8 protein-coding genes and 3 pseudogenes are annotated in these 11,374 nt (G+C 59.3%); 4 read left to right on the plus strand and 7 right to left on the minus strand.

The genetic code is table 11. The annotated features are described in order from the left end of the window. The first annotated feature begins 215 nt into the window (after positions 1–215). Positions 216–734 carry a GNAT family N-acetyltransferase gene (locus AM571_RS38525; RefSeq protein WP_074065574.1) on the plus strand — a complete coding sequence of 173 codons (519 nt, stop codon included), beginning with the start codon at positions 216–218 and terminating at the stop codon, positions 732–734. Between the two features lie 95 nt (positions 735–829). After that, positions 830–1,539, plus strand: a pseudogene (locus AM571_RS25820) (transposase); the annotation flags it as partial. A gap of 175 nt (positions 1,540–1,714) precedes the next feature. On the opposite strand, the gene AM571_RS25825 reads toward AM571_RS25820, so the two are convergent. Next, positions 1,715–1,945: an Imm32 family immunity protein gene (locus AM571_RS25825; RefSeq protein WP_074063896.1), complete on the minus strand. Its 231-nt coding sequence runs from the start codon at positions 1,943–1,945 to the stop codon at positions 1,715–1,717. A gap of 684 nt (positions 1,946–2,629) precedes the next feature. Between AM571_RS25825 and AM571_RS25835 the strand changes: the two genes are divergently transcribed. Beyond that, positions 2,630–3,595, plus strand: a complete 966-nt coding sequence (locus tag AM571_RS25835) for a DUF4440 domain-containing protein (protein WP_074063898.1) — start codon at positions 2,630–2,632, stop codon at positions 3,593–3,595. Positions 3,596–4,566: 971 nt separating this feature from the next. On the opposite strand, the gene otnC is transcribed toward AM571_RS25835, so the two are convergent. From otnC to AM571_RS25855, 3 genes and pseudogenes are all read right to left on the minus strand, one after another. Beyond that, on the minus strand, positions 4,567–5,208 hold the full coding sequence (gene otnC / locus AM571_RS25845) for a 3-oxo-tetronate 4-phosphate decarboxylase (RefSeq protein ID WP_074063899.1): 642 nt from the start codon (positions 5,206–5,208) through the stop codon (positions 4,567–4,569). Continuing rightward, positions 5,205–6,465 (minus strand): annotated as a pseudogene (gene otnK / locus AM571_RS25850) (3-oxo-tetronate kinase). The gene otnC and the pseudogene otnK overlap by 4 nt, the downstream one beginning before the upstream one ends. 83 nt (positions 6,466–6,548) lie before the next feature. Then, entirely contained in the window at positions 6,549–7,244 is a 696-nt protein-coding gene (locus AM571_RS25855) for an aspartate/glutamate racemase family protein (protein WP_074063900.1), read from the minus strand. Positions 7,245–7,589: 345 nt separating this feature from the next. Here AM571_RS25855 and AM571_RS25860 point away from each other — a divergent pair, with 345 nt between their 5' ends. After that, complete coding sequence (locus tag AM571_RS25860) at positions 7,590–8,912, plus strand: NAD(P)/FAD-dependent oxidoreductase (RefSeq protein WP_074063901.1); 1,323 nt, start codon at positions 7,590–7,592, stop codon at positions 8,910–8,912. A 28-nt stretch (positions 8,913–8,940) separates the two neighbouring features. Here the strand turns inward: AM571_RS25860 and tnpC are convergent. The 3 genes and pseudogenes from tnpC to tnpA form a co-directional block, all read right to left on the minus strand. After that, positions 8,941–10,525: pseudogene (tnpC, locus tag AM571_RS25865) on the minus strand (IS66 family transposase). Positions 10,526–10,594: 69 nt separating this feature from the next. Next, positions 10,595–10,948, minus strand: a complete 354-nt coding sequence (gene tnpB / locus AM571_RS25870) for an IS66 family insertion sequence element accessory protein TnpB (protein ID WP_074063902.1) — start codon at positions 10,946–10,948, stop codon at positions 10,595–10,597. After that, positions 10,945–11,319: an IS66-like element accessory protein TnpA gene (gene tnpA, locus AM571_RS25875; protein ID WP_132549283.1), complete on the minus strand. Its 375-nt coding sequence runs from the start codon at positions 11,317–11,319 to the stop codon at positions 10,945–10,947. The genes tnpB and tnpA overlap by 4 nt, the downstream gene beginning before the upstream one ends. Positions 11,320–11,374 lie beyond the last annotated feature (55 nt).

The following is an 11,374-nucleotide window of genomic DNA, read 5'->3' on the forward strand; positions in this document are numbered from 1 at the left end:
CCCTTCAAACGCGGGACCCGTTTTATTGTTCACGGCGTTGGAGTTAGTTGTTAATCGTAAGCGGCGTGCCGCTCGCACCTTGACCGAAATCATACGCTACATTTTACTGATCGCAGTATGATGGAGGCGGCAACTATGCGACGCCATGAGCGGTCATCGTTATGTCTTGTAGCGGCGGTATGCGGTCGTTCACGGCAACTCCCAAAGGCGACAAAATGATAGAAACAGAGCGTCTTCTGTTGCGGCATCCCAGCGCGGTTGATCTCCCTGCTTGGACCGTGTTTCTCTCCGAGGCTGAGGTCACTAGATTCATCGGCGGCCCGCAAGATGCTACAGGTGCGTGGCGCAATCTATGCCTTTTCGCAGGGGCTTGGAGCGTTCAGGGGTATAGCAATTTCTCGGTAATCGAGAAGGCGACGGGTCGTTGGATAGGCCGCGCGGGCGCGTGGTTCCCTCCCGGATGGGTAGGCCCTGAGATTGGCTGGGCGTTCAGTCGCGACGTTTGGGGCAGAGGATACGCCACTGAGGCGGCAACTCGCTGCTTAATTTGGGCGTTTGAAGAGCTTGGTTGGATGGAAGCAGTCCACATCATTCATCCTGAAAATTATGCCTCCATCGCCGTCGCAAAAAGAAGCGGTGCAATCCCTCGGGTATCTGAAAACGCCCAAAAAAATCTCGTCTATGTCACCACAAGGGAAGGCTGGTCTCCCAAAGACAGAGCGACAACGGGATAACGAAAGCTGATGTCCGCAGAGGGCCGATATTGTTGAAAAACTCTGCTTGGGCCGCGTGATTCAATCCTCTGAGTGATTTGCAGGGACTCAGGCGAATGATGGGATGTCAGGTGGTTCCGGCGCAGCTCTTCTACGATTTCTGCCTCGATGATCATGTCCCTGCAGACCATCTGCTGCGCGGGATCGACCGTCACCTCGATCTCGATAGCGTTCGAGCACAGTTGAAGCCTTTCTATAGCAACACTGGTCGGCCCTCAGTTGATCCTGAGCTGATGATGCGAATGCTGATCATCGGCTACAGCATGGGTATCCGTCGGAACGGCGACTTTGCGAGGAGGTCCATCTGAATCTCGCATACCGATGGTTTTGCCGCCTTGGCCTGGACGGAAAGGTACCGGATCATTCCAGCTTCTCGAAGAACCGTCGTGGCCGGTTCCGGCAAAGCGGCATCCTGCGGCACATGTTCGAGACAATGGTGGAGCGCTGCCTTGCACAAGGGCTTGTGGGCGCGGAAGGATTTGCCGTTGATGTCAGCTTGATCGCGACGGACGCCAACAAGCAGCGCTCCGTGCCCGGCGCGGAATGGGAAGTCAAAGACGATGCTGGTCGATCGGTGCAAGAATATCTGGCGGTCCTCGATGACGCGGCCTTTGGTGCGGCGTCGCCGGTGACGCCGAAGTTCATCTCACGGTCCGATCCGGCAGCTCAATGGACTGGTGCCCACAAAGGACATGCCTTCTTCGCCTACGCCACCAACTATTTGATCGATACTGATCACGGCGTCATTCTGGATCGACGCACGAGTTGGAACTGCCAGGCGCGATTGATACCGCAAGCTGACGGCCAAGGCGCGGGTTTGTTGTTTGAGGCTTAACTTTCGGTTGCTTATCGAAAGTTAATTTGCAGGCTGCAAATGGACGCTCGGAAGTCTGGTCAGGGCCGGAAGGCGACCTCGGCAGAGGAGGAAGTCTATTGTTCCCTCAGGGGAGAAGGCGGACAAGTCTCAGGCTATTGCAAAGCTCGTACTGATCGCCGCCCTGCAATTCTTCTGTCAGCTCGTGGCCTGCCCAAGCGGGCGTCATTAGGTGAAAATGGTCATGACGTTCTCGCAGCTTCGAGAGTTGAAAGATCAGGAATTCGAGGCCTTCTCTATCAAAGCAGATAGCAACTTCTCCCTGCTCCGATTTTTGTTTTTCCACTGTCAGCAACATGCTGATTACCCTCTCGTGCGTCGAGATTTATAAGTAGCCGAATGCTGCAACCAAAGTCGACATAGGTGATCGTCCGCTTCGGGCCGACTGCGTCTTTGGGCACGCGCTACTTCACCGCATAATTCCGGAATTCGGTAGCAAATGCCACTACGCTTCGGGAGTATCTTTAACGGCAACTCTGGTGCGATTCAGCGTTCGGTCGTTCATCTGTGGACGCAACTACCAGAATCATCGATCTCAATGCTTACGAAACATCCCACCACAGCAATCTTCCCAGGCGATCTATTCGCCAGATCGTCCACATGCCGTCCTCGGCTCTTTGCCAGCTACTAGCCAGGAGCCGAGCCCGATGTCATCCGCTTGCATGACAGAGCACGGCCCGAATACGTGCGAGGATGCGCCAGATGTAGCCCGAACCGGGAGGCAGCAAATGGACTTTCACATTCTCGTCGCCGCGCATATGCGCTGCCGTCGCCATCCCCCACGGATGAGCGCCGCTGCCGAGGACCAATACTACGGCGATAAGTCCATCCTGTTACGTCCGAGCGTCCGGCTGCTCGCGCCGATCGCCGTAACCGCCGGAATGATCCTGCTTCTGGTCGGCTTATCCGGACAAGAGGCGCTACCATGTCCTAGTGAGCCAGCCATGCTATATTGCGATCCGTTGCCATAGGAGGCCGCGAGATGGAAGACAGCGAGGCTGACCCGGCGGCGATCCTGGGAGTGATCCGCGCCGAGACCGATGCCTGGTTGCAGCGGGACTTCGAAGCATGGGCGGACCATTGGGTGCAATCGCCCCAGACCCGACGCATGGAAGCTTGGGTTTCGCTCGGCGTGCGGGTGGACGAAGGCTGGGTTGCGATCGCTGCACGGATCAAGAAAATCGTGGAGAGATTTCCGGAGAAACATACCTTTGCGGGCCGCGTCCGCTGGGAAAAGGTCAACGTCGTCATCGACCGGGACATGGCTTGGGTGACTTTCGACCAGATCGGCAGCGACACTGGCGAGGATCGCAAGCGCCAGCTTCGGATTCTTCACCGGATTGACGGCGTCTGGAAGATTGGCTGTGCAGTGGTGATGGAGTGCACTGTTGAGGAGGCGAGCTGCCCGCTGATAGAAGTCGACGCAGACGTGCAGATTCTTTGGACGAACCGGCTTGCGCGGGAGCGCATGCTCGGCCATCCGGGCCTGGCCGCCGCCGCCGGAAGGCTGCGCGCCCGGCGGCGTGAACGCGACGTTGGGTTGCGTGACGCAGTGCGCTCGGCTTTCTACGAGTTGCAGAGCCAGCGCCCATTGAACGTCGTGCCGAAACAGGCCTGGGCCGTGAAGCTCGGCGAGGATGCTGCGGGAGTGTCGCTCTACTGCTGGGTCCTGCTCGAGGATGGCAGGGTGCTGATCTCCTTCGACGACGCTGAGACGATCGAACGCCGGATCGCTTGTGCGCGGGAGGTCTTCAACCTCTCACCAGCACAGACCCGACTTGCGCGTCTGATCGTCGATGGCCTGGAACTCGCAGCGGCCTCCGATGTGCTCCAGGTCAGCGTCAACACGCTGCGTACCCAGTTACAGCGCATCTTCGACAAGACCGGCGTGCGAAGCCAGGCCGCGCTAGTCCGTACGCTGTTGAGCACCGAGGCTCCGACCAAATAAATTCAGCCGGTTAACGTCTGCCAAATTCCGGTGACGCGATCGATTTTCTTCAGAATCCGACGCGAGGTCGAAAGTATTGCAGCTGGGTCCCGAATGTGCCGCAGCGATGGGCTTGAAACGTGCTCCTTCACCAAATCTCGTACATGCCATATCCGGTCGTCCTCACGCATTGGTTTTTTCTCTCACATGGCGAATGGGAACGGGAACGACGCTAACGCATGAGTATGTCGGTTTGGCATGGGGCTCACGGCGACTTCTTTGGCGAGGCATCTGCCATCGCGGTCAATCAAAGCAGAAAACTAGCTCCCCAGCTCTCCAGCGGCCAATGATCATCTGTCCCAGGCCCAATTCGGAAATGAAAATCCTTTAGCAATTTCTCTCTGAATAGCCAGCAGGTCTCGGTGAACTGCTGCCGCGTGACTTCGAAGCTGACATGCACAGACGGAATTTCATCGGATTTAAACATAAGGCCCGCTTCGACTCTTTCGGGTGTTAACGGCGTTCGGACCCAGAAGCAGACCGCTGCTGGCCATTGGAACTTGCTGATCGGCGAAATGACCACCGCTCCGAGGATCAAGTAGGTAAACTCTACGACCATGATGGGCGGACCCGGCTGTATATGCTGACCGATGTTCCTGAGGGGGGACCAGCGAACTCCCCATGCCAGTCACCGACCTCGATCTCCGGCAGGGCGAATGCGCGGCGTGGCTTCTGCTTCCCTCGTGGCATGATACCTCCTCGCGTGAGCGCGCCAGTCGACCCGACCAAAACCGTAGGCGGTGTTTTCCTCGCACATTGACCAAGCTCGATTGGGCTTTCCGAAAAATACCGCTACGACATTGATGGCAAGAATGCGCCAATAGGGGACATCGGGAGTCGTGCTCCGGCGCTAATGCGCCTTCAAATTGGGGCGATTAGCTTCGGCTTTCAGATCACTCGCCCCTTGACGACCCAACACGACGTTGGCGCAACTACCGCTCCCCGAAAACGGACCTGAGCTCAGCCACGTTATCGTCCGAAAGCAGGCGCCTTGGCAGGCCCCGTAGCATAACGAGGAGTTTTGCGGTCTCTTCAAGTTCCTCAGCGGCATAGACGGCCGAGGAGATGTCTTTTCCGGTGACCACGGGACCATGGTTTGCAAGCAGCACGGCGGCATGTTTGCCGCCGAGCGCGCGGATCAAGTCCCCCGCCTTCTCGTCGCCCGGCCGCACATAATCCAGGAGCTTGACCTTGCCGACGCGCATGACGACATACGGCGTCAATGCTGGCACACAATCATCCGGATCAATGTCGACAAGACAGGAAAGGGCCGTTGCAAAGGTTGAATGAAGGTGGACCACGGCCCCCGTGCCGGGCCTGGTCTCATAAAAAGCCTTGTGCAGAAACACTTCCTTCGACGCTCGGTCGCCTGACTGGTGGCGTCCATCATGACTGATCTTGCTGATCCTTTCGGGATCAAGAAAACCCAGACACGAATTCGTGGGAGTGATGAGGATGCCGTCGTCAACGGCCGCGCTGATATTGCCTGCTGATCCGACCGAAAAGCCGCGTTGATAGAGCGAGCGCGATAGGCGCACGATATCCTCGCGGACTTCCCTCTCTTTCGAGCTCATATCCCCTTCAACCTTTCCAGCGCTTTGACGACGAAGTCATGAGAGCCAAAGTTGCCTGACTTTAACGCCAGGGCGATCGGCTTTTCCCGTTGCGAAAGAAGGACCGGCACGCCCGGATCGATTTCCTGTCCTATCGTCAGCGCCGAGATCGAGCGCCGATGCGACCGCACCTGACGTTTCGCCCCCGGCAACAACCAACCGCGTCACGCCCGCAAGAACCAGTTTGCGGGCCGTGTCGGCAAAGAAGGCGTCGAGCGTGGCTGCAACCTCTTCGCGGCCGTATCTCCTCTGTATCTTTTGGACCTCCTCAGGCGTGCCGGAGGAATAGGCGAGCGGAGCTTGCTCGCGGTTCTTCGTCATGAATTCCACGACACCGTCGCAGCTTGTCTCGCCGCTCATCACCTTGTCGACGTCGATAGCAAGCGTCGGGTGGTCTTGCTTGTGGACTTCGATCTGGTGGCGGGTGGCACCCGAGCAGCTTCCGGCCAGGATCGCCTCAGGCCCGTCCGTTCCGATCCGTGTGCCGGAATTTCCCGAAGCGAAGCCGCGTCGAATGAAATTCTCGGGCAGGCCGATCGCTATGCCCGAACCGCCCGTCACAAGCCTGTGGCCGGCGATTGCCGCGCCGATTGCAAGCAAGTCCTTGTCCGACGTTGCATCGACGACGACAAACCTGTGGTCTGTTTCGGCAAGCGCCGCAGTGATTTCGTCCGGACCTTTGCGAACCGTATCCAGCGCGACATGTCCGACGGAGGATCGGGTCTGGTAGCCCCGCCATCGGCGGATGTCGGGATCGGTCATAGGTGTAAGCGGATGGTTCTGCATGCCGGATTCGCTGAGAAGCCGATCATGGACGAAGAGGTGCCCCATATAGAGGGTGCGCCCGGCACCCGGGAAGGCAGGACATACGACGACGCCCTTTACATTGAGCGCTGATGCAAGCGCTTCGGCCACGGGTCCGATATTGCCCTCACGCGTGGAGTCGAAGGTCGAACAGTATTTGAACACGATCTGTCGGCAGCCTTGTGCCAAGAGCCAATTCAAGGCGGCGAGCGATTGCGCCATGGCATCGACAACCGGAATTGTCCGGCTCTTCAAGGCGACCACCCCCGCTTCAATATCTCCGGAGGCCGCGGTTCCAGGGACGCCCAGAAACTGCGCAGTACGCAAACCGCCTTTGGGGCCGATGCCTCTTGCGATCGTGTTCGCAATATCGCTCGCGCCGGTGAAATCGTCGGCGATCACTCCCAGAAGCACGTCCTACTCCTCTCCGCAGCGCTCGTAGATCATGGGATCAGGTGCGGTGCAGGCGATCCAAGGATCAACTCATTCCTCCGCCCTTAGTTTTCCCTGGTACGGGTGCGGGCGTTCAAGGCAGCTGCAATATGCATCACACCAAGTTCGGGGCTGGTCAGTATCGGCACGCCGGCCTCGCCGATCCCGTTCAGCGCATTTGCCATCGAGGCCTGAGCAAGAACAACCACATCGACGCTGTCGCCGAGAGAGGCCAAGCCTTCGCGTATCATTGCATCATGCGCCGGCCTGTCCCCGCTCCGCAATTTATCGAAGGCCCCCTCACAAAGCCGACTGGTCACCGAGATATTGACCCCCATCCTTTCCGCATGGCGCTCAATCAAGCCGGTCGTGGGGCTCAGCGTCGTAGCCAGCGTCGCCAGAACACCAATTCGGTTGCCGCGCTGCAGCGCCTCGATTGCCATTCCATCATCCACGCGGAAAAGCGGCACCGTGCAAAGGGACATTGCCGCATCGACGGCAGGGCCGAGCGACGAACAGGTGACTATTACTGCCGACGCCCCTGCATCCACCGCCGACCAGATGTGGGTCGAAAGCCGCCGCATCGTCCGGCGTGACAGCGCGCCATCCCGGATCGTATCCGCCAGCAAGCTCTCATCCACCATATTGAACGACCGCCAGTCCGGCAAATGGCGGCTCGCGAGTTCGTTGAACGACGGGATGATGCCGGGAACCGTATGGATCATCGCGAGCTTCGGGGTCTCGTTGACGTCGGTCGTCATGGCTTTCTGACTCTGCTTCTGCTTGTGCGACTCTTCACTTCGAATTCATGCCGGCAGGATTGACTGCACCCAACGCCTCTCATGCTTGCGCCGGAATGGGTCGAAAGATCGCTTTAAAGATGTCCCCAGCCTATCCGGCCTGGCGCGGCAGTTTTGACTGATGCCTCGCCCGAAACGGAATTTTCCGCCGTCTGCGGTTCGCCAGTCGACGCACTATGCTGTCCCGGCTGCGATAGCCTTGCGATCAGGTGAGGTCGCACAATGCCGAGAACCTCTACCCAACCGTTTATTCCCGCCCGAAGCGTGCCATGCCGCGGCGTGCGGCAACAGTTCAGGTCAGCCTTCATGTCTCCACTCCTCAAGCAAATTCCCAGCGATCAAGGAATCCCCGCGAAGGCGGACGCTGTCGTCATCGGCGGCGGCATTATCGGGGCAACGGCAGCGTTCTTTCTCGCGGAGCGCGGCTTGTCGGTCGCGCTGGTGGAAAAGGGTCGTGTCGGCTGCGAGCAGTCGAGCCGCAATTGGGGTTGGTGCCGTCAACAGAACCGCGATGAGCGGGAACTGCCTCTGTCAGGTGTCGCCCTGCGGCTTTGGGGTGAGTTTGAGTCGAAGATCGGCGAGGACGTCGGATTTCGTCGGTGCGGTCTGCTCTACGCGACGGACAATCCGAAGCAACTGGCGGAATGGGAAAGCTGGCGTGAGATAGCTCAGCGCTTCAACGTCAGTACCCGTATGCTGAGCGCCAAAGAGGCAGCTACGGCAATCCCGGCAAACGGCCGCCGCTGGCTCGGCGGGGTCCATTCCATCGATGATGGCAAGGGTGAGCCTTCCATAGCAGCGCCCGCGATCGCCGAGGGTGCTCGGAAACGGGGCGCGACAATCCACCAGGAATGCGCTGCACGAGGCCTTGATCTGACAAACGGGACTGTATCGGGGGTGATTACCGAGAAAGGTTTGATCCGAACAGAAGCCGTCCTCTGCGCGGGCGGTGCCTGGACTTCGATGTTTTGCCGCCAACACGGCATCCTGTTTCCACAAGCAAGCGTGCGTCAGACCGCTCTTCGCACCAAGCCCACGGCCGATCTCGGTGAGGCGCTCTATACGCCGGAAGTTGCGTTGACCCGCAGGCTGGACGGTAGCTACACGCTGGCGATCAGCGGCCGAGCGATGCTCGACATAACGCCACAAGGTCTTCGTTATGCGCGTTGGTTCATGCCTATGTTTGTCAAGCGCCTGAAGGCTGTGCAGTTCGGGATCGGAGAGTCCTTCTTCAGGGGGCCGGAAGCCTTCGGAGGTTGGAACGGGCGCGGGACGTCGCCCTTCGAGAAGACGCGCATTCTCGATCCGTCCCCGAACCGTCGGACGGCGGCTTCTATCTTGAAGCGGGTCAAAGAGCTGTTTCCTGCCTTGGCGGGGATTGAAATCGCCGACAGTTGGGGAGCCTATGTGGATTTTACGCCTGATGCAGTGCCGGTCATCTCACCGGCCGAGGGGGTGAATGGCCTATACCTGGCGGCGGGTTGCTCCGGTCACGGCTTCGGGCTTGGACCCGGCATCGGCCGCCTGGCCGCCGACCTGGTTGCCAACGATACCCCCTGTGTGGACCCCACCCCCTTCCGCCTCTCGCGCCTCCTCGACGGTTCGAAGGTCAAGGTGGGCGCAATTTGAGATGGCCGCTTTGGGCCGACAGCAGACTTCAGCCGTTTGTTCGTCCCGAATAATTCCACGGCAAAAGCTCATCGATGCAACTCTGCCTGTGACCGTTGACGATGGCGGTGAGCGTCGCAGTCAAATAGGTCAGCGGATCGACGGCATTGAATTTGCAGGTTTTGATCAGCGAGGCGATTGTCGCCCAATTCTCTGCTCCCGCGTCATGGCCTGCAAAGAGCGCGTTCTTGCGATTGAGAGCTATCGGTCGGATGGTCCGCTCGACGGTGTTGTTGTCGATCTCTATGCGTCCGTCGGTCAGGAAGAGCTTCAGGCCGTCCCAGTATTTGGCGATGTAGGCCAAAGCCTCGCCGAGCGGCGACTTCGTCGCGACACGGGCACGGTGATGGACAAGCCAGGCCTGCATGTCGGCGACCAGTGGCGCTGACCGCTCCTGTCTCCCAGCCAAGCGAGCCTTCGGATTAAGGCCCCGAAGTTCGGCTTCGATGCGGTACAGTTCGCCGATGCGCTTGACGCCGTCCTCGGCAATCGGTGCTGAGCCGTTGCGGGTGATCTCCACCAGCTTGCGCCGGCCATGCGCCCAGCAATAGGCAAGCTGGATGTCAGGACCGACACGCTCCGGTGCGATCAGCCTGTTGTATCCGGCATATCCATCGACCTGCAGAATGCCCGAGAAGCCCTGCAATATCCGTTCGGCATGAATGCTCCGCGACCGGGCGCATAGGTAAAGGCAACACCTGGCGGAGCACCGCCATTCCAAGGACGATCATCCCGCGCCAGCGCCCAGAAGTATCCGGTCTTGGTTTTGTGCGAGCCGGGATCGAGAACCGGGGCACGGGTCTCGTCCATGAACAGCTTGGATGAGCGCTTCAGGTCGGCGATCAGCGCATCAAAGACGGGACGCAATTCGAACGCTGCCCGACCGACCCAGTCAGCCAGCGTGGATCGGTCGAGGTCAATGCCCTGGCGGCTCATGATCTGGGCCTGACGGTAAAGCGGTAGATGATCGGCATATTTGGAGACCAGCACATGGGCGACGGTCGCTTCTGTCGGCAGTCCTGCCTGGATCAGCCGTGCTGGAGCCGGGGCCTGAACGACACCGTCAGTGCAGGCACGGCACGCATATTTGGGGCGACGGGTGACGATGACGCGGAACTGTGCCGGGATCACGCCAGCCGCTCGGAGATATCCTCGCCAATGCAATGCAGGCAACCGCCGCAGGCGCAGATCAGGCTTTCCGGCTCGATCACCTCTTCGACACGCGGAAGATGCTTTGGAAGCGAACCGCGATTGATCGCGCGTGGTTTGGCAATCCCGTTTCCAGCAGGAACGTCCGCGTCATCCTCGGCATGGATCGCGGCCATGGCCGTTTCCAGGTCCTCCAGTGCCAGATCGAACTGGTCGGGATCGGTCCTCTCGGATTTGCGCCCGAAGGCTGCTTGTTTGAAGGCGGCTACCAGCTTCTCAAGCCGCTCGATCCGCTCATCCTTGCGGGCGATGTGCTCGTCTTTGCTGGCTATCACGGAGTCTTTGGCCGCCTCGCTTAGCCGCGCCGCAATCAGCATCGCCTTCAGGGCGGCAACATCATCGGGAAGGTCGGCGGCATCCAGCATGGGCGAAAACGATCAAATCCGTAGCCGACTTGCCTGTGGAATTTGCCGTGCTGAGTCATCGTGCCGCAGCTACTCGATGGCCTCCGGTGTTCTCGTCTGGACGGCATGAACCCGCCGCCAATCAAGGCCCGCAAACAGGGCCTCGAACTGGGCATGTGTCATCGTCATCAGGCCATCCTTGATGGCCGGCCAGGTGAACGTGTGCTCTTCCAGCCTCTTGTAGGCCATGACGATGCCGGAGCCATCCCAGTAGATCAGCTTCAGCCGATCCGCCTTGCGGGACCGGAAGACGAAGACAGTTCCGGTAAACGGGTCCTTGTGCAGCTCTTGCCTCACAAGCGCTGCCAAGCCGTCATGACCCTTGCGGAAGTCTACGGGTTTGGTGGCCACCATGATTCTAACGCGGTTTGACGGAAAAATCATGTCGCCGCCGTCAGGGCGCGAGCGATTGCAGCGATCCGGGCAGCAGACGCACCTTCCTCAAGACGGATGGTGACGGGCCCGAGGACGATCTCGGGGCGACTGAGCATCTTAGGCGGCAGTTCCGAAACAGGCGGATCGACGATCACCGCCGCGAACTCTACCGCATCCTCCGGTGCTGGCAGGATCAGCTTGCCCTGCCGTGCCATCGTCCGCCAGGTGGAGAGGCTGTTCGCTCGCAATCCATAGCGCTGCGCAACTTCATTGACCGTCGTGCCAGGCCTCAAGCTTTCCGAAACAATCTTCGCCTTGACCTCATCAGGCCAATGTCGGTGGACCTCACGTTCAGGCTTCCTGGTTGTGAGAAACTCCAATGTAGTCTCCATGGAGAAACACCCGTTCTTCATCCATGGAAACCTCGATCACAGA

The sequence above is a fragment of the Rhizobium etli 8C-3 genome, from assembly GCF_001908375.1.
In the GTDB taxonomy this organism is placed as follows: domain Bacteria; phylum Pseudomonadota; class Alphaproteobacteria; order Rhizobiales; family Rhizobiaceae; genus Rhizobium; species Rhizobium etli_B.

What these genes read in the sequence shown, in the direction of transcription:
- AM571_RS25825 (WP_074063896.1), bottom strand. Translation starts at nt 1,945, where the DNA reads ATGTTGCTGACAGTGGAAAAACAAAAATCGGAGCAGGGAGAAGTTGCT.
- AM571_RS25860 (WP_074063901.1), top strand. Translation starts at nt 7,590, where the DNA reads ATGTCTCCACTCCTCAAGCAAATTCCCAGCGATCAAGGAATCCCCGCG.
- tnpB (WP_074063902.1), bottom strand. Translation starts at nt 10,948, where the DNA reads ATGATTTTTCCGTCAAACCGCGTTAGAATCATGGTGGCCACCAAACCC.
- AM571_RS38525 (WP_074065574.1), top strand. Translation starts at nt 216, where the DNA reads ATGATAGAAACAGAGCGTCTTCTGTTGCGGCATCCCAGCGCGGTTGAT.
- otnC (WP_074063899.1), bottom strand. Translation starts at nt 5,208, where the DNA reads ATGAGCTCGAAAGAGAGGGAAGTCCGCGAGGATATCGTGCGCCTATCG.
- AM571_RS25835 (WP_074063898.1), top strand. Translation starts at nt 2,630, where the DNA reads ATGGAAGACAGCGAGGCTGACCCGGCGGCGATCCTGGGAGTGATCCGC.
- AM571_RS25855 (WP_074063900.1), bottom strand. Translation starts at nt 7,244, where the DNA reads ATGACGACCGACGTCAACGAGACCCCGAAGCTCGCGATGATCCATACG.